The organism is Amycolatopsis sp. 2-15 (assembly GCF_030285625.1).
Lineage (GTDB): Bacteria > Actinomycetota > Actinomycetes > Mycobacteriales > Pseudonocardiaceae > Amycolatopsis > Amycolatopsis carbonis.
In genome coordinates, this window is sequence record NZ_CP127294.1 from 6,217,703 (window position 1) to 6,243,585 (window position 25,883).

At 71.8% G+C, this 25,883-nt stretch carries 24 protein-coding genes; 18 read left to right on the top strand and 6 right to left on the bottom strand.

Features of this window, described 5'->3' with window-relative positions; genetic code table 11:
- Window positions 1–36: 36 nt before the first annotated feature.
- Genes QRX50_RS30780 through QRX50_RS30800 form a run of 5 tightly spaced genes read left to right on the top strand, consistent with a single transcriptional unit; the run spans window position 37 to window position 4,586 of the window.
- A complete protein-coding gene (locus QRX50_RS30780; protein ID WP_285966614.1) occupies window positions 37–741 on the top strand; it encodes an ABC transporter permease in 705 nt (234 codons plus the stop codon).
- Entirely contained in the window at window positions 738–1,721 is a 984-nt protein-coding gene (locus QRX50_RS30785; RefSeq protein WP_285966615.1) for an ABC transporter substrate-binding protein, read from the top strand. The genes QRX50_RS30780 and QRX50_RS30785 overlap by 4 nt, the downstream gene beginning before the upstream one ends.
- On the top strand, window positions 1,718–2,449 hold the full coding sequence (locus tag QRX50_RS30790) for a cysteine hydrolase family protein (protein WP_285966616.1): 732 nt from the start codon (window positions 1,718–1,720) through the stop codon (window positions 2,447–2,449). Before QRX50_RS30785 ends, QRX50_RS30790 begins: the two co-directional genes overlap by 4 nt.
- Complete coding sequence (locus tag QRX50_RS30795) at window positions 2,446–3,882, top strand: UbiD family decarboxylase (protein ID WP_285966617.1); 1,437 nt, start codon at window positions 2,446–2,448, stop codon at window positions 3,880–3,882. The genes QRX50_RS30790 and QRX50_RS30795 overlap by 4 nt, the downstream gene beginning before the upstream one ends.
- On the top strand, window positions 3,882–4,586 hold the full coding sequence (locus tag QRX50_RS30800; protein WP_285966618.1) for a GntR family transcriptional regulator: 705 nt from the start codon (window positions 3,882–3,884) through the stop codon (window positions 4,584–4,586). The genes QRX50_RS30795 and QRX50_RS30800 overlap by 1 nt, the downstream gene beginning before the upstream one ends.
- A gap of 184 nt (window positions 4,587–4,770) precedes the next feature.
- Here the strand turns inward: QRX50_RS30800 and QRX50_RS30805 are convergent, their stop codons facing one another.
- Genes QRX50_RS30805 through QRX50_RS30815 form a run of 3 tightly spaced genes read right to left on the bottom strand, consistent with a single transcriptional unit; the run spans window position 4,771 to window position 7,106 of the window.
- Entirely contained in the window at window positions 4,771–5,520 is a 750-nt protein-coding gene (locus QRX50_RS30805; RefSeq protein ID WP_285966619.1) for a GntR family transcriptional regulator, read from the bottom strand.
- Window positions 5,517–6,425, bottom strand: a complete 909-nt coding sequence (locus tag QRX50_RS30810; protein ID WP_285966620.1) for a LysR family transcriptional regulator — start codon at window positions 6,423–6,425, stop codon at window positions 5,517–5,519. The genes QRX50_RS30805 and QRX50_RS30810 overlap by 4 nt, the downstream gene beginning before the upstream one ends.
- A gap of 36 nt (window positions 6,426–6,461) precedes the next feature.
- A complete protein-coding gene (locus tag QRX50_RS30815) occupies window positions 6,462–7,106 on the bottom strand; it encodes a UbiX family flavin prenyltransferase (protein ID WP_491700782.1) in 645 nt (214 codons plus the stop codon).
- Window positions 7,107–7,282: 176 nt separating this feature from the next.
- Between QRX50_RS30815 and QRX50_RS30820 the strand changes: the two genes are divergently transcribed.
- The 7 genes from QRX50_RS30820 (at window position 7,283) to QRX50_RS30850 (ending at window position 14,996) form a co-directional block, all read left to right on the top strand.
- On the top strand, window positions 7,283–8,317 hold the full coding sequence (locus QRX50_RS30820; protein WP_285966622.1) for an amidohydrolase family protein: 1,035 nt from the start codon (window positions 7,283–7,285) through the stop codon (window positions 8,315–8,317).
- Window positions 8,314–9,117 carry an alpha/beta fold hydrolase gene (locus QRX50_RS30825; RefSeq protein ID WP_285966623.1) on the top strand — a complete coding sequence of 268 codons (804 nt, stop codon included), beginning with the start codon at window positions 8,314–8,316 and terminating at the stop codon, window positions 9,115–9,117. The genes QRX50_RS30820 and QRX50_RS30825 overlap by 4 nt, the downstream gene beginning before the upstream one ends.
- Complete coding sequence (locus QRX50_RS30830) at window positions 9,114–9,995, top strand: FAD binding domain-containing protein (RefSeq protein ID WP_285966624.1); 882 nt, start codon at window positions 9,114–9,116, stop codon at window positions 9,993–9,995. The genes QRX50_RS30825 and QRX50_RS30830 overlap by 4 nt, the downstream gene beginning before the upstream one ends.
- Window positions 9,988–10,506 (top strand): (2Fe-2S)-binding protein, encoded by a 519-nt coding sequence (locus QRX50_RS30835; protein WP_434533159.1) that lies wholly within the window; start codon window positions 9,988–9,990, stop codon window positions 10,504–10,506. The genes QRX50_RS30830 and QRX50_RS30835 overlap by 8 nt, the downstream gene beginning before the upstream one ends.
- Window positions 10,503–12,863 carry a xanthine dehydrogenase family protein molybdopterin-binding subunit gene (locus QRX50_RS30840; RefSeq protein WP_285966625.1) on the top strand — a complete coding sequence of 787 codons (2,361 nt, stop codon included), beginning with the start codon at window positions 10,503–10,505 and terminating at the stop codon, window positions 12,861–12,863. The genes QRX50_RS30835 and QRX50_RS30840 overlap by 4 nt, the downstream gene beginning before the upstream one ends.
- Window positions 12,864–12,873: 10 nt before the next feature.
- Entirely contained in the window at window positions 12,874–13,554 is a 681-nt protein-coding gene (locus tag QRX50_RS30845) for an SRPBCC family protein (RefSeq protein WP_285966626.1), read from the top strand.
- Between the two features lie 83 nt (window positions 13,555–13,637).
- Window positions 13,638–14,996, top strand: coding sequence for a uracil-xanthine permease family protein (locus QRX50_RS30850; protein ID WP_285966627.1), 1,359 nt, complete (start codon window positions 13,638–13,640; stop codon window positions 14,994–14,996).
- 16 nt (window positions 14,997–15,012) lie between these two features.
- On the opposite strand, the gene QRX50_RS30855 is transcribed toward QRX50_RS30850, so the two are convergent.
- On the bottom strand, window positions 15,013–16,362 hold the full coding sequence (locus QRX50_RS30855; RefSeq protein WP_285966628.1) for a 3-hydroxybutyrate oligomer hydrolase family protein: 1,350 nt from the start codon (window positions 16,360–16,362) through the stop codon (window positions 15,013–15,015).
- Window positions 16,363–16,803: 441 nt separating this feature from the next.
- On the opposite strand from QRX50_RS30855, the gene QRX50_RS30860 reads away from it, so the two are divergent.
- The 6 genes from QRX50_RS30860 (at window position 16,804) to QRX50_RS30885 (ending at window position 24,174) form a co-directional block, all read left to right on the top strand.
- Window positions 16,804–17,529 carry an IclR family transcriptional regulator gene (locus QRX50_RS30860; protein WP_285966629.1) on the top strand — a complete coding sequence of 242 codons (726 nt, stop codon included), beginning with the start codon at window positions 16,804–16,806 and terminating at the stop codon, window positions 17,527–17,529.
- 84 nt (window positions 17,530–17,613) lie between these two features.
- Entirely contained in the window at window positions 17,614–19,218 is a 1,605-nt protein-coding gene (locus tag QRX50_RS30865; RefSeq protein ID WP_285966630.1) for a thiamine pyrophosphate-dependent enzyme, read from the top strand.
- Window positions 19,215–20,693, top strand: a complete 1,479-nt coding sequence (locus QRX50_RS30870) for an aldehyde dehydrogenase family protein (protein ID WP_285966631.1) — start codon at window positions 19,215–19,217, stop codon at window positions 20,691–20,693. Before QRX50_RS30865 ends, QRX50_RS30870 begins: the two co-directional genes overlap by 4 nt.
- Window positions 20,694–20,735: 42 nt before the next feature.
- Window positions 20,736–22,013 carry an MFS transporter gene (locus QRX50_RS30875; protein ID WP_285966632.1) on the top strand — a complete coding sequence of 426 codons (1,278 nt, stop codon included), beginning with the start codon at window positions 20,736–20,738 and terminating at the stop codon, window positions 22,011–22,013.
- A gap of 249 nt (window positions 22,014–22,262) precedes the next feature.
- On the top strand, window positions 22,263–22,517 hold the full coding sequence (locus QRX50_RS30880) for a hypothetical protein (RefSeq protein ID WP_285966633.1): 255 nt from the start codon (window positions 22,263–22,265) through the stop codon (window positions 22,515–22,517).
- A gap of 166 nt (window positions 22,518–22,683) precedes the next feature.
- Entirely contained in the window at window positions 22,684–24,174 is a 1,491-nt protein-coding gene (locus QRX50_RS30885; RefSeq protein WP_285966634.1) for an alkaline phosphatase family protein, read from the top strand.
- Between the two features lie 97 nt (window positions 24,175–24,271).
- Here the strand turns inward: QRX50_RS30885 and QRX50_RS30890 are convergent, their stop codons facing one another.
- Window positions 24,272–24,796 (bottom strand): CHAP domain-containing protein, encoded by a 525-nt coding sequence (locus tag QRX50_RS30890; RefSeq protein WP_285966635.1) that lies wholly within the window; start codon window positions 24,794–24,796, stop codon window positions 24,272–24,274.
- 122 nt (window positions 24,797–24,918) lie between these two features.
- Complete coding sequence (locus QRX50_RS30895; RefSeq protein WP_285966636.1) at window positions 24,919–25,821, bottom strand: XRE family transcriptional regulator; 903 nt, start codon at window positions 25,819–25,821, stop codon at window positions 24,919–24,921.
- Window positions 25,822–25,883: the final 62 nt, after the last annotated feature.

The window sequence follows — 25,883 nt, forward strand, 5'->3', positions numbered from 1 at the left end:
GGCCTGCTCGGCGCGGCCGGGCTCGTCATCGTTCTGGTGCTGTGGCAGGTGTGCACCGCCACCGGGCTCGTGGACGTCTCCTTCAGCAGCAGCCCGACGCGCATCGTCGGGTCCGAGATCGACCTGTTCGGCTCGGGCGACATCTGGCCCGCGCTCGGCGCGACCGGTCTCGAGCTCCTGTGGGGCCTGCTGATCACGTTCGTGGTCGGCATCCCGGTCGGGCTCGTGCTGGGCCGCAGCAAGATCCTGCACGACATGACCGAGCCGATGGTCAACATCCTCTACTCCGTGCCGTACGTGATGTTCCTGCCGATCATCATCTTCTGGTTCGGCATCGGCGACGTCTCGCGCATCCTGGTGATCATCTGGGCCGCGATCCTGCCGCTCATCATCAACATCACCGCGGGCGTGCGGAACCTCGACAGCGACTACACCCGCGTGGCCACGGTGTTCTGCACGCCGCGGCTGCGGTTCTTCTACGCCATCGCGCTGCCCGCGACGCTGCCGTACATCCTCGCCGGTGTGCGCCTCGCGGTCGGCCGCGCGCTGGTCGGCGCGATCGTCGCGGAGCTGTTCCTCGCGAGCCAGGGCCTCGGGTACTTCGTCCAGACCCAGACCTCGAACTTCAACATGGACAACGCCATGGCCGGCATCGTCATCCTCGCCGTCGTCGCACTGCTGCTCAACGGCGCCGTGCGGATGATCGAACGCCGCTTCACCCACTGGGCAGGTTCGCAGTGAACAAGAAGATCATCTCGGCGGTCGCGACCGCCGCGGCGCTGGCGCTCGTCCTCACCGGCTGTGCCGGCAAGGGCGTCGGCACCGCCCCCGTCAAGGCCGACGCCAACGGAGCCCTGCCGATCACCATCGGCTACACCGCGCTGGGCGCGGGTTACTCCGACCTGTACGTGGCGCAGGACGAAGGCATTTTCGCCAAGCACGGCCTCAAGGTCACGCTCAACCGGCTCAACGACAGCTCGCAGCTCGTGGCCGCGCTGTCGAGCAACAGCGTGAACATCGGGGTCGGCGTCGCGGCGGACTCCGCCGCCGCGATCATGAAGGGCTCCGACCTCAAGTACGTCGCGATGTCCGAGCCGCACTACAACCTCGAGATGTGGGCCAGCCCCGACGTCAAGACGATCAAGGACCTCAAGGGCAAGAAGGTCGCGATCTCCTCGCCGGGGTCGCAGAGCGACTTCGGGCTGACGGACCTGCTCGAGGCCAACGGCATGAAGCGCGAGGACGTGCAGGCGGTGTTCGTGAAGAGCGTGCCCGCCGAGGTCGCGGCGCTCGGCAGCGGTGCGGTCTCCGCGCTGCTGACCCAGCCGCCGAACGGCACGCAGAGCCGGGAGAAGGGCGCACACCGCCTGGCTTCGCTGGCTGACCTGCAGTTCCCGCTCGGCGCGTACACCGTGCAGAGCAAGTTCCTCCAGAACAACCGCGAAGCGGTGAAGCGGTTCTACGCCGCTGAAGCCGAGTCGTTGCAGTACCTGCGCTCGCACAAGCCCGAGACCGTGAAGGCGATCAAGAAGTACAGCGGGGTGCAGAGCGACGACCTGGCCAACTACGCGTACGACTTCTTCCTCACCGTGTGGTCGCAGACCCCGGAGGTGGACCCCAAGGTGATCAAGCAGGCGTTCGACGAAGCGGCGCACAACGCGAAGTCGACTCCGCCCGCGGACGTCACGAAGTACATCGACAGCACGCTGGCGGCGGCATGACCGTGCCGAAGACCGCCGACGCCGTGTTCGAGGACGGTTGGGCGCCTTACCTGACCGAGCGCGACCGAGCTGTACTTTCGGCCACGTCGTGGGCGAAGCAGGCGCCGTTCGGCCTCGGCTCGCGCCCGCTCGTGGTCGCCGTCGACCTCTACTACGCCGCGCTCGGCCTGCCGCGCGCCGGCATCGTGGAGTCGGTCGCGGACTGGCCCAGCTCGTGCGGGGACGCCGGCTGGGAGGTCGTCGACCGCACCGCACCGTTCCTGCGGGCGGCTCGCGACGCCGGCGTGCGCGTGGCGTACTTCCACGCCACACCACCGGAATACGGGCGGTGGAACCGCAAACCGGCTCCGGCGCTCGCGCCGAAGCCACGCGCGGTGGACGGCAACGCCATCGTCGCCGAGGTGGCCCCGGCCGACGGTGACATCGTGCTGCAGAAGATCGGACCGAGCTGCTTTTTCGAGACCCCGCTCGACACCATCCTCCGGGCGGGGGGCTACGACACGCTGCTCGTGGTCGGTGAGGCCACCAGCGGCTGCGTGCGCTCGACCGTGGTCGACGCGTGCAGTCGCGGGTATCGCGTGGGCGTGGTCGGCGACCTGTGCTTCGACCGGTTCGAGGCGTCGCACTGGGTGAGCCTGTTCGACCTCAACCAGAAGTACGCCGACGTGATCACCGCCCGAGCGGCCACCGAGTACTTCCAGGCCGACACGCGACGAGGAGCAGCATGAACGACACCGGTCCCGACCTGCGGCGCTGGCTCGCCGAAGCCGAGCGCGAAGGCGAGGTCCAGCCGATCGAGGGCGCCCACTGGGAGCTGGAGATCGGCGCGCTCTCGCAGGTCAACTACCGGCGCAGCAAGCCGAAGGCGATGCTGTTCGACTCCATCAAGGACTACTCCGCGGGCTCGCGCGTGCTGTCCGGTTCGGTCAGCAACCCGCGGCTGCTCGGCTCCGTGCTCGGTCTCGGCTGGGACAACACCGACGAGGACCTCATGGAGACCCTCGCGGTCAAGCCGGGCCAGTGGGCGGCCAACGCCGCCGAGTTCCGCGCGGTCACGGTGACCGACGGCCCGCTGCTGTCCCATGTGGACGACAAGCCGGACCTGCTGAAGTTCCCCGTGCCGCGCTGGCACGAGGGTGACGGCGGGCGCTACATCGGCACGGGCTGCGCCGTGGTCACGCGCGACTACGACACCGGCCGGATCAACCTCGGCGCCTACCGCATGCAGGTGCAGGACGAGGGCCGCTCGGCGACCGTGAACATCGAGGCGGGCAAACACGGCGCGCAGCACCTGCGCCGCTGGTTCGAGGCCGAGGGCCGCGCGCCCATCGCCGCGTCGCTCGGCCACCACCCGGCCTACCTGGTGGCGGCGGGCGTCGAGGTGCCCGGCGACGTGTCGGAGTACGACTACGTCGGGGCCATGACCGGCTCACCGGTGCGCACGATCGCGGGCCTGGCCACGGGGCTGCCGCTGCCGCACGACGCGGAGATCGCGATCGAGGGCTGGGTGCGCCCGGCCGACACGCGCCCGGAGGGGCCGTTCGGCGAGTGGACCGGGTACTACTCCGGGTCGAAGGACCCGATCCTCGCGATCGACATCGAGAAGGTCTACTACCGCGACGACCCGATCCTGCTCGGGGCGCCTCCGGGCAAGCCGCCGCACGACTACTCGTACATGCGCACCGTGATGAAGTCCGCGATCATCACCGACTCGCTGCGCAAGACCGGGCTGCCCGGCGTGCGCGGGGTGTGGGCGCACGAGGCCGGTGGTGGGCGTTCGCTGCTGATCGTGGCGATCGAGCAGAAGTACCCGGGGCACGCGCGCCAGGCCGCGTACCTCACGGCGCAGCTGCCGAACGCCGCGTACATGAACCGCTTCACGGTGGTGGTGGACCACGACGTGAACCCGCGCGACCTCGGCGAGGTCGTGTGGGCGATGTGCGGGCGCACCAACCCCGAGCTCGACATCGAGGTCATGAAGCGGACGTGGGGTAGCCGCGTCGACCCGCTGACGCTGCCGGGCGAGATCGCGTTCAACAGCCGCGCGGTGATCGACGCGTGCCGGCCGTTCGAGCGGCTCGCGGACTTCCCGGCGGTGGCCGAGTCGACCGAGGACCTGGTCGCTTCGGTGACCAGGCGCTGGCCCGAGGTGCTCGGCTAGTGACCGACGCGGGCGTCGAGGACCTGCGGAAGGAGCTGTTGTTCAGCGCGTTGCGCGGGTCCGACGGCGACTCGTCGCTCGCGTTCACGATCTTCCGCGAGCTCGCCACGAGCATCGTGGAGGGCAGGCTCCGGCCCGGCCACGAGGTCAACTCGGCCGAGCTGGCCCGGCGGTTCAGCACCTCCCGCACCCCGGTGCGGGAGGCGCTGCTCCTGCTGGAACGGGAGTCGCTGGTGATCGTGCCGCCGCGGCGGCGGCCGTACGTCTCGCCGGTGGACATGCGGCAGGTGCGGGAGATCTACGAGATCCGGGGCAGCCTCTACGGGCTGGTCAGCGAGCTCGTGGTCGCTCGCGCCACGGACGAGGAGATCGACGGCCTGCGCGGCTGGCAGAAGGTGCTGGCCGACGACGCCGAACGCGGCGACGTCCACGGCTACTTCTGGCACAACGTCGGGTTCCGCAACGCCGAGGCGAGCCTCTCGCAGAACGGCGAGCTGCAGCGGCGGCTGAGCTCGCTGGGCCTGCAGATGCACCGCTTCCGGCACCTGAGCCTGTCGCTGCCGGGCCGGCTGCTGCACTCGGTCGCCGACCACGAGCGCCTCGTCAACGCCTACGCCGACCGCGACGCGCCGCTCGCCGCCGCGGTCAGCCGTTCGCTGGTGCTGCGGGGTTACCGGGCGATCGAACGGTCCGGTCAGGTGTAGGCCCTGGTTGGCTCGGTCGCGTTGGTTGCCTGGCTTCCCGGCCGGGCGCGCGTAACCGCCGTCTGTGCGCGCGAGGCCCCGACCCGCGCACAGGCGCCGGTCACCCGCGTCCGGCCGGCTCGGCCTCGCCCGGAACCTCCGGCTCCGTGGCCGTGGCGCACCATACAGGGCGGACGGGCGGGAGTCAGGAGTCGAGGGGGCCGGGGGAGCGCTCGACCTGCAGGCCGGACCAGCCGGACTCCTCGATCGCCTGCAGCCCGGCCGTGATGATGGACTTCGTGAGCGCCACGGCCAGCGGGGCGTCGCGGTCGCGGTAGGCCTCCAGGAGCCGCTCGTGGTCGTCCACGGAGCGGGTGAGGCGGCCGGGCAGCGAGAGGCTCACGTGGCGCAGCTGGAGCGTGCGCAGGCCCAGGGAGCCGAGCAGGCGGGTGAGCTGGTGGTTGCCCGCGACCTCCGCCTCGGCCTGGCGGAAGGTGACGTTGTGCCAGAAGTAGTCGTCCACGTCGCCGCGTTCGGCGTCGTCGCGCAGGTGGGCCTGCCACTTGTCCAGCACGTCGAGCGCGCTGTCGGGGGCGTTGCGCACGATCAGCTCGCTGACCAGGCCGTGCAGGCTCGCGCGGATCTCGTACATCTCACGCGCCTGGCTCAGCGTCACCGGGGCTACGCGGGGGCGCCGGCGGGCGGGGATGTCCACGAGGCCTTCGCGCTGCAGCGTCAGCAGCGCTTCGCGCACGGGCGTGCGGCTGCTGGTGTAGCGGCGGGCGAGCTCGACGGAGTTCACGTCGGCACCCGGCGGCAGGCGGCCGTCGATGATCTGCACCGCGAGGTCCTCGACGATGCGGTCCACGAGCGAGATCTCGGTGCGCCCGTCGCGCAGAATGCGGCGCAGGACGTCGGTGCCGGGCCGGTCGCCGGTTTCGTCCGGCACGGTCACGGGGTCTCCTCGGGGGTCGTGGCCGCGCGCAGCACGTCGAGCATCTGCTGGGCGGCCGGGGGGTGGCTCGCGTTGAGCAGCCGGACGGCCGCGATGCGCCGGCGCGGCGCGGGACCGGCGATGTCCACGGCGACGACGTCGGGCCGCAGCGCCACCAGCGCGAGCCGCGGCGCCGCGCTGATGCCGACGCCCGCCGCCACCAGGCCCTGCGCCGACAGGTAGTCCTCCGTGGCGAAGCCGATGTCCGCTTCGAACCCGGCGAGCCGGCACAGCGTCGTGAACGCCTCGTCGTACGGCGGGCGGTGGCTGCGCACTACCCAGCTCTCGCCCGCGAGCTCGCGCAGCTCCACTTCGGACTCGCCGGCCACGGGGTGGTCCACCGGCACGAGCACGCACAGCGGGTCGTCGGCCAGGTGGATCCACTCGATGTCGGCGGGCACCGAGCGCGGGTCGAAGTCGTAGTCCCAGGCCAGGCCGAGGTGGATCGAGCCGTCGCGCAGGTTCGCGGGCATGTCGGACGCGTGGGCCGAGCGCAGCACGATCTTCGTGTCCGGGTAGCGCTCCTGGTACGTGCGCACCACCCGCGGAATGAGGTCCGCACCGGCGGTCGGGAACGCGCCGAGGCGCACGTAGGACTGCTGCGCCTTGAGGTCGGCCATCTCCTGCTCGATGTTCGCGATCGTGCCGAGCAGGCCCGTGCTGCGCTCCGCGAGGATGCGCCCGGAGTCGGTGAGCGCGATGCCGCGCGGGCCGCGGATCATCAACGGCACGCCCAGCTGCCGTTCCAGCAGTGCCATCTGCTGCGACACGGCGGAATGGGTCATGAACAGGGCTTCGGCGGCCGCGGTGAACGAGCCGCGTTCGGCCACCGCCGAAAAGATCTGCAGTCGCCGAGCTTCGAGCACTCGAGTCCTTTCCCGGCCGTTCGCGCGGTCCCGCCGTCAGCCACCGTGGGTGAGAGCGTCTTTGCGCCTGGTCACGTCACCGTCCCACGCCGGGGGAGCGAGCTCCCACAGGCCCACCCTGGCGAGCACGCGGCGGGCGGTGAAGTCCACCAGGTCGTCGATCGTCTCGGGTCGAGAATAGAAGGCCGGGACCGGGGGCGCGATGATGGCGCCCGCTTCGGCGGCGGCGGTCATCGACTTGAGGTGCCCGAGGTGCAGCGGCGTCTCGCGCACCATCAGCAGCAGCGGCCGGCCCTCCTTGAGGCACACGTCGGCGGCGCGGGCGACCAGGTCGTCGGTGTAGCCGGTGGCGATGGCCGAGAGCGTCTTGATCGAGCACGGAGCCACCACCATGGCCTCCACGGGGAACGAGCCCGACGCGATGGTCGCGCCGATCTCGCCCGGCCGGTGCGTGACGTCGGCCAGTTCACGCACGTCCTCGGCGGACAGGTCGCACTCGTGGCGCAGCGTCACGATCCCGGCCTTCGACAGGATGAGGTGCGTCGAGAAGTCCGGGCGCTCGCGGAGCAGTTGCAGAATGCGCACGCCGTAACACGCACCGCTCGCCCCGGTGATGGCCACGACGACATTGCGCCGCGGAAGTCCTGTCCCCGTCAACGGGCACCCGCCTTTCGCTGTCACCCGGTTGTGGTGCCGGGCTGCGGTCATCGCATCACGCCGGGCACTGCTCGCGCGAGGGGGCCGCTGTAAGAACTGCTTACCGGGGCCGACAGCAAAGCGCGCTGGTTGCCCCTGTCCTGGCCACCTAGCGTCGAGCACCAGCGAGTTTTCCCACACGTGGTCTTCGGCACTGAGAGGTGAGTCGGACGGACAGCGACGAGATCGTCCCCTACCCGGTTCTCGACACGCACGCGCACATCGTCCCGCCGTCGCTGCTCGCGGCGCTCGAGAAGGCGCCCGCGTGCGGCTTCAGCGCCCGGCGCACGGAGAAGGGCTGGGTCGTCGACGTGCCCGGCATGGGCGAGACCCGCCCGATCGGCGCGCGGATGAACGAGACCGGCCCGCGGGCCGGCTGGCGCGGGCAGACGGGGGTGGCCACCCAGGTCATCTCGCCGTGGATGGACATCCAGTCGGCGTTCCTCGAACCGCCGGCCGCGCGCGACTGGGCCCGCACGGTCAACGACGCGATGGCCGAGTCCGTGGCCGAGCTGGGCGGCGGCACGACCGCGCTGGCGTCCGTGGCCACCGACGACGGCGAGCAGGCCGCCGCCGACCTGCTGGAGGTGTGGAAGCGCCCGGAGTTCACCGGCGTCATGCTGAGCACCGACCCGCTCACCGGCTCGGCGCCGCACGAGGAGAATTTCGAGCCACTGTGGACGGTCGCCGCGCGCGAGGAGATCCCGGTGGTGCTGCACCCGCCCACGTACGGGCCCTCGGGTGAGCTCGCCACGCTCGGCACCATGGGCAACGTCCACGGCCGGCTGATCGACAACACCGTCGCCGTGACCGAGCTGATCCTCCACGGCCTGCTCGACCGCCACCCCGGTCTCAAGCTGATCCTCGTGCACGGCGGCGGGTTCCTGCCGTACCAGGCGAGCCGGCTCGACGGCGGCTACCGCACCAAGGAGGCGTTCGCCGGGGAGCTGGAGCGGGACAAGCCGTCGGACTACCTGCGCGACTTCGTCTACGACACCGTCGCGCTGTCCGCGCCCGCCATCCGCTTCCTCACCGGGCTCGTCGGCTCCGACCACGTGGTGCTGGGCAGCGACTACCCGTTCGCGCTGGGCGACCCGCGCCCCGTGCACACCGTGCTGGACGCCGGACTGTCCGAAAGCGACACCGAGGCCATCCTGCGCACCAACGCCGAGAAGATCTTCCGGAGGCCCGCATGATTCCGTCCACCTCGACCGCGGGCCCGCTGGCGGTCCGCCGCTGGGGCGCGGGCGAGCCCGTGGTGCTGCTGCACCCGCTCGCCACCTCCGGCGAGCTGTGGACGCCGCTGGCCGAAGCGCTCGCCGACGAATTCCAGGTGTTCGCGTTCGACCTGCGCGGCCACGGCGAGTCCTCGTGGGACGGCAAGCCGTTCTCCATCGCCGACCTGGCCGACGACCTCGGCGCCGCGCTCGACGCACTCGGACTCGAGACCGTGTCGCTGCTGGGCTTGTCGATGGGCGGCAGCGTCGGCGTGAACTTCGCCGGCCGGTTCCCAGCCCGGGTGCGTTCGCTCGTGCTCGCCGACACCACGGCGTACTACGGCGACGACGCGCCGCAGGTGTGGGCCGAGCGCGCGGAGAAGGCCGTGTCCGTGCCGCGCTCGAAGCAGGTCGCGTTCCAGCTGGACCGCTGGTTCTCCCCGGAGTTCCGCGAGGCGAACCCGAACGAGGCCGACCGGATCGTGAAGATCTTCCTGCGTACCAACAGCGAGGCGCACGCCGCTGCCTCGATCGCGATGGGCGAGATGGACTCCCGCTCGCTGCTGCCGTCGGTCACCGCGAGCACGCTCGTGCTCGTCGGGGAGCACGACTACGCGACGCCGCCGGAGATGGCGGCCGCGCTGGCCGACGGCATCCCCGGTGCCGACCTGGAGGTCCAGACCGGCCTGCGGCACATGTCCCTGATCGAACGGCCCGCGCTCGCCGAGCGCGTGCGGGCGCACCTCAAGACCGGCACGACCGGCACGGAGACCGCATGAAACCCGGCAGGTTCACCTACCACTCGCCCCGCAGCCTCGACGAGGCGCTCGCGGCGCTGCAGGTCTACGGCGACGACGCGAAGGTGCTGGCCGGCGGCCAGAGCCTGATGCCGATGCTCAACTTCCGCCTGGCGCGCTTCGAGCACCTGGTCGACGTGAACCGCCTCGGCGCCGAGTACGCCGAGCCGACGTTCGGCGACACGCGGATCACGATCCCGCTGCTCGTGCGCCAGCGCCGGGTTGAACGATCTGAAGAAGCTGCCCGGCTGCTGCCGGTGCTCACCGAAGCGTTGGCGCAGGTCGCGCACCCGCAGATCCGCAATCGCGGCACGATCTGCGGCAGCCTCGCCCACGCCGACCCGGCGGCGGAGCTGCCGAGCGTGCTCTCGGTGCTCGACGCGACGTTCACGATCGCTTCGTCGCGCGGGGTGCGCGAGGTGCCGGCGGAGGAGTTCTTCCTCTTCCACCTCACCACTTCGCTCGAACCCGACGAGCTGCTGCTGCAGGTCAGCGTGCCGCGTCCGCCGGTGAACCAGTTCTCGTCGTTCCGCGAGTTCGCGACGCGGCGCGGCGACTTCGCGCTCGCCGGTGTGGCCGCGGTGTGCGAGGTCGACGCCGCGGGCGTGGTCACCACGTGCCGTGTCGCCGCGGCGGGCGTCGCCCCCACCCCGCACCGGCTCACCGACGTCGAGGCGCTGGTGACGGGCGCGTCCCTGAACGAGGACCTGTGGCCCGACGTCGAGGCCGCCGCCCGCGCGCAGGTCGACCCGACCGGGGACATCCACGCGAGCGCCGAGTACCGCAGCCGCCTCACCGGCGTCCTGGTCAAGCGCGCGCTCGCCGACATCCGAGGAAAGCTGGAGGCCAGCCGTGCGTGACCACGCGACGGAGTTCCCCACCCGCACCCAGGACGAGACGCACACCGTGGGTTGCACGGTCAACGGCCGCGAGTACGAGGCCGTCGTCGACCCGCGGATGACGCTCGCCGACTTCCTGCGCGAGAAGCTGCGCCTCACCGGCACGCACCTCGGCTGCGAGCACGGCGTGTGCGGCGCGTGCACGGTGATCGTCGACGGCGCGGCCACGCGCTCGTGCCTCATGCTCGCCGTGCAGGCCGACGGCGCCCAGGTCGAAACCGTCGAGGGGCTGGCCGAAGACGGCGAGCTGTCGCCGCTGCAGTGCGCGTTCAAACGCAACCACGCGTTGCAGTGCGGTTTCTGCACGCCCGGCTTCCTGATGAGTGTCACGGCCGCGCTGCGCGAAGAGAGCGTGACGACCGAGGAGCAGGCCCGCGAGGTGCTGTCCGGCAACATCTGCCGCTGCACCGGCTACACCGGCCTCGTGAAGTCCGTGCTTGAAGCCTCGGCCGGAAAGGAAGGCAACGCATGAGCGACACCCTGGTCCCCGAAGGCACGATGATCGGCCGGCGCGTGGAGCGCCGCGAGGACGAGCGCCTGCTGACCGGTCACGGCGGTTACCTCGACGACCTCGACCTGCCCGACGCGCTCGCGGCCGCGTTCCTGCGCTCGCCCCACGCCCACGCGAAGATCCTCTCCTTCGACGCCACCGAGGCGCTCACGCTGCCCGGCGTGGTCGCGGTGTTCTCCGGCGCCGACCTGATGGAGATCCAGAAGCCGCTGGCGCCGAAGGTGCAGCACCCGCAGCTGCGCGACTACCCGCGCCTGCCGATGCCGCCGCAGGAACTGCACTACGTCGGCGAGCCGCTTGCCGTCGTGGTCGCCGAGTCGCGGTACATCGCCGAGGACGCGCTGGAGCTCATCGAGGTCGACTTCGAGGTGCTGCCCGCGGTCGCCTCCACGGCCGTTGCGTTGCAGGAGAACGGCCCGCTGGCCCACTCCGGCGACGAGAGCAACGTCGCCGTGCTGCTCACCCAGAGCGCGGGCGACGCGGCGAAGGCGCTTGCGGAGGCACCGAACGTGCTGTCCGAAGAGTTCTTCGTGATGCGCGGCGGCGGCCACTCGATGGAGACGCGCGGTGTGGCGGCGCGGTTCGAGATGGCGACCGGGCAGGTCACCATCTGGGACACCACGCAGGCTCCGCACTACGCGCGCCAGCAGCTGTCGGTCATCTACGAGATGGCCGAGGACGACATCCGCGTGATCGCGCCGGCGGACGTCGGCGGTGGCTTCGGCCCGAAGGCGCAGTTCTACGGCGAAGAGGTCGTGATCCCGTGGGTCGCGATGAAGCTGGGCCGCGCGGTGAAGTGGGTCGAGGACCGCCAGGAGAACATGGTCACCTCGATGATGGAGCGCTCGCAGACCCACCGCGTCGACGTCGGGTTCGACGACAACGGGCTGCTGCTCGCGGTCAAGGACGTGATCGAGCACGACCAAGGCGCCTACTGCGCGGGCCTGCAGGTCCCGTCGATCACCACCTCGACCGTGCCCGGCCCCTACCACGTGCCGAACATCGAGATCGAGCTGCGCGCGTGCTACACGAACATGGTCCCGACCTCGTCGGTGCGCGGCGCGGGCCGCCCGCAGGCGGTGTTCGTGATGGAACGGATGATCGACCGGATCGCCGAGCACCTCGGGCTCGACCCGGCGGACGTGCGGCGCCGCAACCTGATCCAGGCCGACGAGTTCCCGTACAAGGTCGGCATCATGTTCCGCGACGGCAGCCCGCTCACCTACGACAGCGGGGACTTCCCGACGCTGCTGGAAGGCACGCTCGAGCGCATCGGCTACACCGAGGCGCGCGAGCGGCAGGCCAAGCTGCGCGAGGAAGGCCGCTACGTCGGCATCGGGCTCTCGGTGTACATCGAGGGCTGTGGCCTCGGCCCGTACGAGGGCGCGAAGATCCGGCTGACCAACAAGGGCCGCATCCTCGTCACGCTCGCGGCGGCGGGGCAGGGCCAGGGCTATGAGACCGTCTACGCGCAGATCGCCGCCGACGGCATCGGGCTCGACATGGACTACATCGAGGTCAAGACCGGCGACACGAGCCGGATCCCGTTCGGACAGGGCACGTTCGCCTCGCGCATCACGGCCACCTGCGGGCCGGCGGTGATGGACGCGGCGAAGCAGATGCGCGAGCGGCTGATCGACACCGCGGCTGTGCTGCTCGGCTGCGACGCGTCCGAAGTGGACTTCGTCGGCGACAAGGCCTGCCTGGGCGGGGACCTGGAGAAGTCCGTTTCCCTGCAACAGCTCGCGCAGACGGCGAACATCGGCAAGCACGGCATCACGATGCCGCGCGGCATCAAGGCCGGCATCGAGACCTCCAGCTACTTCTCGCCGGAGCGCGCCGCGTACGCCAGTGGCGCGCACGCCGCGCTCGTGGAGGTCGACCCGGAGACCGGCGAGATCGAGATCCTCAAGTACGTGATCGGCCACGACTGCGGCAACGTGATCAACCCGCTGCTCGTCGACGGCCAGGTGCTCGGCGGCTTCGCCCACGGCATCGGCAATGCGATGTACGAGGAGCCGGTGTACGACGTCGAAGGCCAGCCGCAGGCCACGAGTTACCTCGACTACGCGCTCGTGTCGGCCACCGAGGTACCGCCGGTCGAGCTGTTCCACATCCAGACCCCCAGCCCGCTCAACCCGCTCGGGGTGAAGGGCGCGGGGGAGGGCGGCACGATCCCGGCGCCCGCCACCATCGCGAACGCCGTGGAGGACGCGCTGCGGCCGCTGCGGGCCCGCGTGACACGCGCGCCGATCACCCCGGCGCGCATCGTCGACGCCATTCACCGCGCTGAGTCGACCAGCGCCGACCAGGACTGAAAGGCGCCAGATGCTCATCGAAAACTCCTTCGACGTCGCCGCCGACCCGGACGAGGTTTTCACCTTCCTCCAGGACGCGCACAACGTCGCCGCCTGCTTCCCGGGCGCCGAGCTCGTGGAGGACCTGGGCGACGACTCCTACCGCGGCAAGGTGAAGATCAAGGTCGGCCCGGTCACGGCCGCCTACCAGGGCGTCGCGAAGATCGTGGAGAAGGACGGCGCCACCCGCGTGGCCGTGCTGGTGGCCGACGGCAAGGACACCCGCGGCGCCGGCACGGCGAAAGCCAAGGCGACCATGCGCGTGACGCCGGCCGAAGGCGGAGCGCACGTCGCGCTCGAGACCGACCTGACCATCTCCGGCAAGCTCGCGCAGTTCGGCCGGGGCATCATGTCGGATGTGTCCGGGCGGATGGTCGGCGAGCTGGCTTCGCGGGTGCGGCAGCGGATCGAGGCCGGGGAAGAAGCCCCGGCCGTGGCCGCCGCTCCCGCGCCGGCGGTCAACGGCTCGGCCGCTCCCGCCACGGCGGGAGCGGCACCCGCCGCGACCGCCACGGCGACCGCGACCCCGCCCCGTCCCGCTCCCCAGTTCGACGAAGCACCGCCGATGAAGGCGTCGGTGCTGATCCGCATCGTGCTCGCCGGCTACCTCGAAAGGTGGGCCGCGCGCCTGCGCAAGTCCGCCGAAGCCTGACCCGTTCGACCGATCCACCCTCCGCTCCCCGTCCCCCGCTCGATGGCCGCCACAGCCGTCCGTCATCGCTTGGAGCTACCTCCATGGCCGTCACCGCCGCCGCCACGGCTGCTGCTGCCACCCCCGAAACCGAGCCCGCGCCGATCTTCGACATCGGGATCGACGACAAGGTCAAGGTGTCGAGCTCGATCGGGCTCGGGGTCCAGAACATCCTCGGCATGGCCGGGCTGCTGATCTTCCCCGCCCTGATCGGCACCGCGTTCAAGCTGTCGGCCACCGACACGGCCTACCTCTACGGCGTCACGTTCATGACGTCCGGGCTCGTGGTGATCCTGCAGTCGGTGTTCCTGCTGCGACTGCCGATCGTGCAGGGCCCGTACGCGGGTTCGCTGGCCGCGCTGCTGGCCGTGGGCCACGGCAAGGGCGGACTGGGCGCCGCGTTCGGCTCGATGGTCGTGGCCGGGCTGATCTGGTGCGTGCTGGCGATCCCGATCAAGAAGTACGGGCTGGTCACGTACCTGTCGAAGTTCGTGCGCGACCCGATCATCTGCGGCGTGCTGGTGCTGATCCTCGCCACCCAGCTCACCAGCACGGCGTTGCCCAACGTGCTGGGCACGCCGGGCAGCCCCGGGTTCCCTGGCATGAACCTGGTGTCGGGCTTGGTCACGGCACTGGTCGTCATCCTGCTCACGTTGCTGCCCAAGGGAACCATCCTGCGCCGCGGTGCCGTGCTGGTCGCGGTGATCGTCGGCACGGTCGTGTACGCGATCTTCGAACCGACGCACTTCGCCGGTGTGGTGCACAACGTGGGCTTCACGGTGCCGCGGATCTTCCCGTTCGGCTTCTCGGTCGACGGTGAGCTCGTGCTGATCTTCTTCATCACGTTGTTCCCGGCGATCGCGGAGAGCATCGCGACCTACGACATCGTCGCCGGCTGGGGCCGCCAGGAGCTGTCCGGCTACCGCGTCTCGCAGGGCGTGTTCGGCGAGGTCCTGGGCAGCACCGTCGGCGCGGTCTTCGGCGGCATGTCCACGCTGGCCTACCCGGACAACATCGGCTTGCTGCGCGTCACGAAGGTCGGCTCCCGCTACGTGACGCTGGCGACCGGCGTCATCCTGCTCGTGCTGGGCGGCCTCGGCCCGTTCGACCACCTGCTGCAGGCCGTGCCGCTGCCGGTGCTCGCCGCGGCCGGCACCGTCCTGTTCGGAGTGTTGTTCGCGAGCGCCATCGACACCCTCTCGGGGGTGCACTGGTCCCGCGACAATCTCATGCTCGCGGGCTTCCCGTTCATCACCGCGATCGGCGGGCTGTTCGTGCCGCCCGCGACGATGAAGGTGCTGCCGCAGGTGGTGCAGCTGATCCTGCAACAGCCGCTGATCCTCGGCACGGTGCTGCTGCTGCTGATGAAGGCCGGGTACGGCTTGCGCCGCAAGGAGTCCTGAGGCTCCTGGCGCCCGGTCAGAGTGAGCAGGCGGTGGCCAGCTCCGCGGGAGTCGCACCCGCAGGGCGGGCCACCGTCGCCGAGGCCGGCGGCCGCACCCCGCGCAGCCAGCCGGCGAGCGCGGTGAACGCCGTGCGGAAACACGGGGCGATCGGCCGGAGCCGGTCCGGGAACGTGTCGACCAGCCCGTCGACGTGGTTGCCGTCCTGGATGCGGTAGTAGCGGTGCAGCGCCTCGCGGCCGGCGCGCTCGACCATCCGGTCGTAGACGTCGGAATCGCGGCTGATCGGCAGGAGGCTGTCGAGCGTGCCGTGCAGGGTGATCAGCGGCCGGCCGATCCGCCCGGTGAGCGCGACCTCGGCGACCGCCCGGTGTACGGCGGCGGGCCGGGCCGCGTATTCGTAGTCGGCGTCGCACCCCGGGGTTCCGCCGGCGCAGAAGGGAATCCCGGCCGCGAGGGTACCGTCGAAGCCGGGATCGACCTCGGCGCGGTAGGTGCGCTGGGTCAGGTCCCAGTAAACCTGGTCGTGGTAGGGCCAGAGGAACTCCGAGCCCGGCGCGAAACCCGCCGCCAGGATCGCTTGGTGTGCCTGGGGATCGCCGGCCGCGTAGGCAGGGTAGTTCCGCAGGGCGGGCGGCAGGAACGTCAGCAGGTTCGGTCCGTCGGACGTCCAGAGCGTGCCCTCCCAGTCGACCCCGCCGTCGTAGAGCCACGGCCGGTTCTCCAGCTGCCAGCGCACGAGGTAACCGCCGTTGGAGAGCCCGGCCGCGATGGTGCGCGCCGGCGGGTGGCCGTAGTGCCGCGCGGCGGCGAGCTTCGCGGCGACGGTCAGCTGGGTGACGCGGTCGTTCCACTCGGCGAGCGCGTCACCGGGATTCCGGCCGTCGGTGTAGAAGTCCGCGCCGGTGTTGCCCTTGTCCGTCGCGGCGAACGCGTACCCGGCGGCGAGCACCTGATCGCCGATCGCGCGGTCGTTGGCGTACTGGCGGCGCGTGCCGGGGGAGCCGGAGACCACGAGCCCGCCGTTCCAGTGGTCCGGCAAGCGCAGCACGAACTGCGCGTCGTGGTTCCAGCCGTGGTTGGTGTTGGTCGTCGACGGGTCGGGGAAGTAGCCGTCGACCTGAACGCCGGGCACGCCGCTGGGCGCGGGCAGCGCGGCCGAGGTCAGGCCCGCCCAGTCCGCCTGGACGGTGTGTCCGGTGGCGCGGGTGCCGGTGGTGGTCAGGTCGGTGAGACACGCCTGTTCCTGGTGTGCCGCACCGGGAACGGGGACTGGCGCGCACCGGGCCGCGGTCGCCGCCGGGGCCGCGAGGACCGTGCCGGCGAGCAGACCGGCGAGGACGAGGGGGAGCCGCCGCGTACGCATGCCGAGACCGTAGGACCGGACCACCGCGCACGGTATCCGGCGGGACCACACAAACCTGGCGCCGGTTGTGGTGCCTGGCACCGTAGATCCCCGTGTGTGGCGATGCGCGCGCGACGCTCGCGAACCGTCCACATCGGACTCCGATGGCTGCGTCCGTCACGCCCTGTATCGAGACGGCACGGGCCGTGGTCGAGACCACTCGACCACCGCGAGGGGCCGGTCGGTGGCGCCCGGCCCCGGCGACGTCGAGAGTGGGTACGCCGCATCGCCGGCTGCGGTCGGGACGTGGGTCGGGAAGGCGCCGAACCGGGCTTTTCCACTCAGGTCCGGGGCCACTTGCGCTTGCCTCCGCCGCGCCACCGGCGGATGATGGGCGACTCGGTATCCCCGAGGTCAGGGAGGCGCGCGATCGCCGGCAACGCTGCCGAACCCGGGCGCACGGTGCTCAGCCGTGCGTTCGCGATCCTGGATTCGTTCCTCGACGGCCGCCCCGAGCAGACGCACGGCGAGATCGCGCGGGCCACCGGGTTCGCGCCCGCCACGGTGTATCGGCTGCTCGCGGAGCTCGTCGGCTGGGGCGCGCTCGAACGCACGGGGCGCGGCCGCTACCGCATCGGCCTGCGGCTGTGGCAGCTCGGCTCGCAGGCGCCGAGCGGGCGGGAGCTGCGCGACGTCGCGCTGCCGTTCCTGCAGGACCTGCTGCAGGTGACGCACGAGGTCGTGCACCTCGTGGTGCTCGACGAGGGCCGTGCGCTCTACCTCGAAAAGCTCGAGGCGCACCCGGACGTGGTCGTCACTTCCCGCGTCGGGAAGCGGCTGCCGCTGCACGCGACGGGGCCGGGCAAGGTGCTGCTCGCGCATGCGCCCGCCGAGTGCTTGGACGAGGTGGTGTCGGCCGGCTTGGACCGCCGCGCCAGCGGCACCATCACCGATCCCGCGCAGCTGCGCGGCGTGCTCGCCGAGATCCGGCGCTCCGGCTTCAGCATCTCGCGCGACGAGATGACCGAAGGCGCGTCGTCGGTCGCCGCGCCGGTGCGCGGGCTCGCCGACGAGGTCATCGCCGCCATCTCCGTGGTCGTGCCCAGCAGCACGCCGAACCTTTCGCCGCTGATCCCGGTCGTCCGGATGGCCGCGCTCGGCGTGTCCCGCGCGATCCGGATCGGCTGAAGTTTTCCGTCCAGTGAGAGCGGGGGTGGGCGCTGCGGCCGGACGTACCGGACACTCCTGAGCCAGCCACGCCAGGGAGGTCCCTTGCCCGCCACCGTCCGAGACGCCGCGTTCGACGTCCTGCGCCGCTACGGCGCGACGACGTTGTTCGCCAACCCCGGCTCGACCGAGATCACGCTGCTCACCGACCTGCCGGGCGACTTCGAGTTCGTGCTGGCGCTGCACGAGGGCTCGGTGGTCGGGATGGCCACGGGCTGGGCGCTCGCCGCCGACCGGCCGGCGGTCGCGATCCTGCACACCACGGCGGGCCTGGGCAACGCCGTGGGCGCGCTGGCGACCGCGCGCGTCAACCGGGCGCCGCTGGTCGTGCTCGTCGGGCAGCAGGACCGCCGTCACCTCGCGCTGGAGCCCTTCCTCGCGGGCCACCGGCTCGACGACGTCGCCGGGCCCGCCCCCGTGTGGGTCGGGGAACCGCCGCGGCCGCAGGACGTGCCGGGCGCGCTGGCCCGCGCGTGGCACGAGGCCCGCGACCATCGCGGCCCCGCGCTGGTGATCGTGCCGATGGACGACTGGCTCGCCCCGGCTGACGACGACGAACCGCTGCCCGCGCCGGCGCGGCTGGTCCGGACCACTGCGGTGGAGCCGGAGGTAGTCGCCGAACTCGAGAACTTCCTGGCGGAGGCGGAAAAACCGGTGCTCGTGGTCGGGGCCGGCGCCGACGACGCGGAGTCGTGGCACGCGCTGGAGGCGCTCGCACAGCGGCTGCAATGTCCGGTGTGGCAGGAGGCGTTCGGCGCCCGCGCCGGGTTCCCGCAGGACCACCCGCAGTTCGCCGGGCACCTGCCCGCGGGCCGCGCGGAGCTGCGCAAAGTGCTCGCCGGCCACGACGCCGTGCTCGCCGTGGGCGCGCCGGTGTTCCGCCAGTACCCGCGTGAACCCGGCCGGCTGATCGGCCCGGGCACCCGGACCGCCGTCGTCACCGACGATCCCGACGAGGCCCACCGCAGCCCGGCCGACCTCGCCGTGCTCGCGCGGCCCGCCGCCGTGTGCGGTCCGCTCGCGCGGCGGGTGCCGGCCCGTCCGGTGCCCGCAGAACCGCCGGGGCGCACGATCGACCTGCCCGGGCGGCCCACCGCCGGGTTGGCCCCGGAGCACGTGTTCGCCGCACTGGCCCGGCGGATCCCGCGCGACGTGGTGCTCGTGGAGGAAACCCCGTCGAGCCGGCCATTGCTGCACGCGCTCGTGCCCGCCCGCGCGCCGCTCGGTTTTCTCAGCGCCGCCATGGGCGGCCTCGGTTTCGCCGTGCCCGCGGCGATCGGCGTGCGAATGGCCCGCCCGGACCGTCCGGTGGTCGCGGTCGTCGGCGACGGCTCGTCGCTGTACGCGATCCAGGCGCTGTGGAGCGCCGCCCACTACGGCGCGGGCGTGCTCGTCGTGGTGCTCGCCAACGGCCGGTACGCGATCATGGACGAGCTGGCCGCCCGGCACGGCGAAGGGTCGGCCACCCCCGGCGCCGCGCCGTGGCCCGCGTTCGACGAGATCAGCGTGAGCGGTCTGGCGCGCTCGCTCGGGTGTCCCGCCCGGCGGGTCGAGACCCACGAGGAACTGGAGTCCGTTTTGGACGAAGTACTTCCCGCGCTGGCGCAGGCCACCCGGCCGCTCGTGCTCGACGTGGCGGTGGCACGGTGAGCGCCCCGGCCGGTCCGCTGCTCGGCGCGGTCCGTTGGCAGGGCCGGATCTTCTCCGGCGGCTGGGTGCCCGGCTCCGGCGGCGAGTACGACTCCGTGGAACCGGCGACGGGGCAGGTGCTCGCGCGCGTCGGCGCCGCGTCCGCCGCCGACGTGCCGCAGGCGGCCGAGACCGCGCGGCGCGCGCAGCAGGAGTGGGCCGCGCTGCCCTATGACCAGCGGGCCAGGGTGCTGCGCCGCGCGGCGCGGTTGTTCGAAGACCACGCCGACGAGATCGACGAGTGGCTCGTGCGCGAGTCCGGGGCCACCCGGCCGTTCGCGCGGTTCCAGACGGGCGCGGTCGCGGCCGAGGAGTGCCACGAAGCCGCGGCGCTGGCCGCCCACCCGTACGGCGAGCTGCTGCGCTCCAACCAGCCGCGGCTGTCGATGGCGCGGCGGGTCCCGGCCGGGGTCGTCGGCGTGATCTCGCCGTTCAACGCGCCGATCATCCTCTCGATCCGCGCGATCGCGCCCGCGCTGGCGCTGGGCAACGCCGTGCTGATGAAGCCCGATCCGCGCACGGCCGTGTGCGGCGGGGTGGTGCTCGCCCGGATCTTCGAGGAAGCGGGCCTGCCGGAAGGCCTGTTCCACCTCCTGCCGGGCGGGGCCGACGTCGGCGGTGCTTTCGTGGCGGACCCGCTGGTACGCGTCATCGCGTTCACCGGCTCCACGCGCGCGGGCCGGCAGATCGCCGCGGCGGCGGGGGAGCGGCTCAAGCGCGTCCACCTGGAACTGGGCGGGAACTCGGCGCTCGTGGTGCTCGACGACGTCGACGTGGAACAGACCGTGTCGGTCGGCGCCTTCGGCTCGTTCAACCACTCCGGGCAGATCTGCATGGCCACCAGCCGCCACCTGGTCGCGGAGAAGATCGCCGCGGACTACGCGGCCGCGCTCGCCGAGCACGCCGCCCGCTTGCCCGTGGGCGACCCGGCGCGGGCCGACGTCGCCGTGGGCCCGATCATCGACGCCGGGCAGCGTGACCGCATCCACGAGATCGTGACGAGCAGCGTCGACGCGGGTGCGAAGCTCGCCACCGGCGGCACGTTCGAAGGCCTCTTCTACAGCCCGACGGTGCTCACCGATGTCCCGCTCACCGCGCCGGCCTACGCCCAGGAGATCTTCGGGCCGGTGGCCCCGGTCGTACCGTTCTCCACAGTGGACGAGGCGGTCCGCCTGGCCGGCGGTACCGAATACGGGCTGTCACTGGGCATCCTGACCCGGGACGTCACGAGAGGACTCGCGCTCGCCGAGCGGATCCCGTCCGGGCTCGTGCACATCAACGACCAGACCGTGAACGACGAGGCGCTCGCGCCGTTCGGCGGGGTCGGCGATTCGGGCACGGGCTCCCGCCACGGTGGCGCTCGGGCCAACCTGGAGGCGTTCACCGAGACGCAATGGGTCACCGTGCGCGGTGATCTCCCGCAGTATCCCTTCTGACGCACCGTTTCCCCAGCCCCCTCCGACGACGCAGGTGATGACATGACGGCCTCCTCCCCGATCGACCCCCGGGCCCGGTACGCGCGCTGGGTCGCCCCGCTCTGCTGGACGGCGGTGGCGCTCGAAGGCTTCGACCTCGTGGTGCTGGGTGTGGTGCTGCCCGCACTGCTCAAGGTGCCGAGCTGGGGCCTGGACCCCAACTCGGCCTCGCTGATCTCCGTGGTCGGCCTCCTCGGCGTGGCCGTGGGCGCGCTCGCCATCGGCCCCGTGAGTGACCTGTTCGGCCGACGCGGCACGATGCTGCTCACGGTCACGAGCTTCTCGGTGTTCACCTTGCTGTGCGCGGTGGTCGACGGCCCCTGGCTGTTCGGGCTGCTGCGCTTCCTCGCCGGGCTCGGCCTCGGTGGCGTGCTGCCGACCGCGCTCGCGCTGATCACCGAATACGCGCGGGTGGGCCGCGGCGGCAGCTCCACCACGGTGCTCATGACCGGCTACCACGTGGGGGCGGTGCTCACGGCGCTGCTCGGCATCCTCGTGGTGGAGCGGTACGGCTGGGAGTGGATGTTCGTGATCGGCGCCGCGCCGGCGGTGATCCTCGTTCCGCTGATGGTGAAGTTCCTGCCGGAGTCGGCCGAGTTCCTCAAGGCGCGCGGCACCCGCGCGGCGCGGCCGCCGCGCGAGCGCAACCCGATCGGCATCCTGTTCCGCCACGGCTACGGCCGCGCGACCATCGCGTTCTGGGTCACGTCGTTCATGGGGCTGCTGCTCGTGTACGGCCTCAACACCTGGCTGCCGCAGATCATGCGGGAGGCCGGTTACGAGCTCGGCGCGGCGCTCGCCCTATTGTTGGTGCTCAACGTCGGTGCCGTGATCGGCCTGCTGATCGGCGGCCGCGTGGCCGACCGCCTGGGTTACCGGCGTTCCACCATCGTCTGGTTCACCGCGGCGGCCGTGTTCCTCGCGTTGCTGAGCATCAAGCTGCCCGGCTTCAGCGTGTACGTCGGCGTGCTGCTCGCGGGGATCTTCACCTTCAGCGCGCAGGTGCTCGTATACGTCTACGTCGCCCGCGTCTACCCGGCCGCCGCGCGCGGCACGGCGCTGGGCGCGGCGAGTGGCATCGGCCGCTTCGGCGCGATCTCCGGTCCGCTCGTCACCGGCTTCCTGCTCACGGCCGGGCTGGCCTACCCGTGGGGCTTCTACCTCTTCGCCGTCGTCGCGGCCATCGGCGCGGTCGCCATCACGGTCGTCAACCGCGATCCGGCGCCGGACGCGCCGCTGGAGGTGACGGCGGAGGGGGACACCGCGACCCGCACCGAGTGACGGCCGGGGTCAGCCCCGCTCGTCGAGATCCGTGAGCTGGAGGGTGGCGTCGAGGACCAGGTTCGGCAGCCAGGTGTGCATGGGGTCGGCTCGAAACCCCCGGCCGTGCGCATGAAGAGCTCGTCGCCGACCGTGGCGCGCAGGCGCGTGAGGGTGCGGCTCATCACCGACTGGCTGAGGTGGATCCGCGCTGCGCCCGAGTGAGGTGCCGTTCCTCCAGCAGGACTCGCCGACGCGCTCGGCGGGCGGGTGGCGATCGAAGCCGTCGCGGTCGAGCGAACGGTGGCCACCGGGTGGCGGCGGCACCCGGGGAGGGGGACCGACCCCGCGAAACCCGAGCTGGTCGCCGACTTCACGACGACACTGGAGCTCGACGTGGCCGGGCCGCGGCATTTCGACCTGCAGACGGCCCCCGTGACGCCGGAACCGGTCGACCTCGCGCCCGGCGTGAAGCTGGGCCCACGCGGCACGCTGGAGTACCTGGAGCGGGCAGGCGGGAACTGACGGCGTCCGTTGTGGACGGACGCGCCGGTGGGAAGGGACAAATCACCCGCCGGCGCAGGGGTTCAGCCGAAGTTCAACCGGTGGCCACCGGCGGGAACCCCCGGGGCTCAACCGCGGCCGGAAGCCTGTCGGAGCTCCCACCGTGCCCGAAGCCGGAAGGATTTCGATGACCGACGCCCCGGAGAACGACAGAACCGGTCTGACCCGCCGCAGGTTGTTCGGCGCTGCCGCCGCCGGGGGCCTGGCCGCCGCCGCGTCCGTGCTGCCACCGAACGTCCGCAGCGCGCTCGCGTCCCCGCCGCCGTCCGGCGGGCACCTGCGCGACATCGAGCACGTCGTGCTGCTGATGCAGGAGAACCGCAGCTTCGACCACTACTTCGGCACACTGTCCGGTGTGCGCGGCTTCGACGACCCGCATGCGCTGCGCCTGCCGGGCGGGCGTTCGGTGTTCCACCAGCCCGACCCGGGGCACCCGGACGGCTACCTGCTGCCGTACCGGCTGAACACGAAGATCAGCGCGGCGCAGGCGATCCCGTCGACGAGCCACGCGTGGAGCGTGCAGCACCAGGCGTGGAACAACGGGAAGATGGACAACTGGCTGCCCGCCCACCTCGCGGCCGACGGCGCCACCAAGGGTCCTTACACGATGGGCTACTTCACGCGCGAGGACATCCCGTTCCAGTACGCGCTCGCGGACGCGTTCACCATCTGCGACGCCTACCACTGCTCGGTCCTCGGCCCGACCTGGCCCAACCGCTACATGTGGCTGGCCGGCACCATCGACGCGGACGGCAAGTTCGGCGGCCCGTCCCTGGAGACGGGCAACGTGCCGAACGGGCACTTCACGTTCAAGACCTACCCGGAGCGGCTCACGGAAGCGGGCGTCAGCTGGAAGGTCTACCACTCGCCGGGCGGCGCGACCGGGCTGCCGCCGTTCAACGCGATCAAGCAGTACGCCGACGCGCAGCCGGGTTCGCCCCTCTACGACCAGGCGATCGCCCCGTCGCCCCTGGGCCAGTTCGAGTACGACGCGCTGCACGACCAGCTGCCCACCGTGAGCTGGCTCCTGCCGCCCAGCGCGATGGACGAGCACCCGGCCAACCTGCCGGCCGCGGGAGCCCAGTTCGTCGCCGGCAAGATCGACGCGATCGCCGCCAACCCGGAGGTCTGGGCCAAGACGGTGTTCATCCTGTCCTACGACGAGAACGACGGCTTGTTCGACCACGTCCTGCCGCCGACCCCGCGCCCGGGCACGCCCGGCGAGTTCGTCTCCGCCACCTCGCCCAGCGGCGTCAAGGGCGGCGGCCTGCCGACGGGGCTCGGCTACCGCGTGCCGTGCATCGTCGTCTCGCCGTGGACCGCCGGCGGCTGGGTGAGCTCGGAGCTGTTCGACCACACCTCGCAGCTGCGCCTGCTGGAGAAGGTGACCGGTGTCGCCGAGCCGAACATCAGCGACTGGCGCCGCCGCACCGTCGGCGACCTGACCTCGGTCTTCCGCTTCCACGACGCGACCAAGCACGCGCCGGCCCTCCCCGGCACCCAGGGGCAGTACAACCTGGCCCAGTACGAGGTGGCGCAGCTGCCCAAGCCGACCGCGCCTGCCGGCGGGCAGGAAGTGCCGCACCAGGAACGGGGTCACCGCCCGCAGGTGAGCTGAACCGACGCCAAGTGCCCGGCACGCTCACGGGCTCGGCCATCTCGTGGACTCGGCCGGACGGCGGGAAGGCGCCGTCCGGCCGAGGGTTCGGTGTGGCTCAGTTGTAGAAGCGGATGTAGCGGAACTCGCCTTTGTCGAGGTCGTGGACGAGGTAGTGGCCGTCGCCGGCCCAGTTGTAGTCCTCGACCGTGACGGTGGAGCCGTGGACGCTGTCGACGACGGCGACGTGGCCGTAGCGGCCCGCGTCGGTCTGGGCGATGGAGCCCGGGGTTGGCGTGTTGTCGACGGGGTAGCCGTTGCTGCGGGCGTTGTCGTCCCAGTACTTGGCGTCGCTGTAGTTGCGGGTGTTCACACCGTGGGCGGCGACGGTGTAGGAGGCCCACGAGACGCACTCGCGGTTCCACATGTTCCAGTCGTCGAGGACCGAGTCCTGGCGGATGTTGCGCCACTTGGCGGGGTAGTTGTCGCCGATGAGGTTGACCTTGACCGAAGGCGCGACGGTGCCGAACTGCGCGGCCATGGTCAGCGGTGCTGCCGACGCGGCGGTCGCGGTGACCGTGCCAGTGGCGGTGAGGACGGCCGCGGCCGCCAGGGTGGTCAGGATCCGGGGAAGTCGCCGCATGGCCTGCCTTTCCGGGGGAAGGTGGGGGCGGGCGGAAAATAACCGGCGCTCCACGGCACGTTCCAGGTTCAAGTGGACACCTGGCCATCGTGGCCGCGGATCCGCAGGTCGGTGGTTCGTGTTCACAGAATTGGCGTCACCACGTCCAGCACGCGCCGTGAATGCCGGGCCGCGCGTCGCGGGTGGCGAAGGTGACGGCGTGGGTCGTGCCGACGCGCAGCGGATCGCCGGTGCGGCGGGGCCCGTCGGGGCCGCGGCGTTCGAACGAGCGGACCTGCCGCGGCAGCCGCAGGCCGAACTGCACCTGGCACACGTGCTCGCGCACCGGCCGCGTGAAGCGCCGGCCGTACTCCCTGCGTCGGGGTGCCGGGCGGCAGCAGGATCTCGTACTCGACGGCCGTGACCTCCCCGGCCGCGAGCACACGGTCGAGCAGCAGCTCACCGGCCGTCATGCCGGTCCGGCGGTCGACCCGCACCCGTCCGACGCGCGCGAACCGCACGCCCTGGTAACGAGGTTCGGCGGGCAGCGGGCCGTCGGCCTGGTGGTAGGTCATCATGCGGTCGACGCCGTCCATCGTGGCCTCCGCGACGACCCGCACGTGCAGGGCCCGCTCGCACCCGTCGTCGTCGACGGCCACGCGGTCGTGCACCGACCAGAACGCGAGCTGCTCGTCCGGCGGTGGTTTGAGCTCCACGGTGAGCGGCCGCAGGTCCGGCCACAACCGGCGGCGCTCCACGCGGTCGGGCGGGTGGCCGAGCCAGCGCCCGCGCGGCGCGCGGGGGCCGAGCAGCGAGGTGAGTGAGCCGGGGGAGAGCTCCAGCACGGCTTCGAGCTGCGTCACGGCGTTGAGCGACGTCTCGCGCTCGGGCTGGGAGCGGCCTCGGCGCCAGTAGGACAGCGCGGAGCGCGAGAGCGTCACGCCTCGGGTGGCGAGGTGGTGGCGGACCCGGTCGAGGGAAAGCCCGGAGTCTTCGATCGCGGCATCGAGCGTGACCGCGAACGAGCCGGGGTGCTGCGCAGACACGTCCCCAGCATGATCAACAGCCCGGCCGTCGGGAACCGACGAAAGTCGGGGTCACCGCCCGT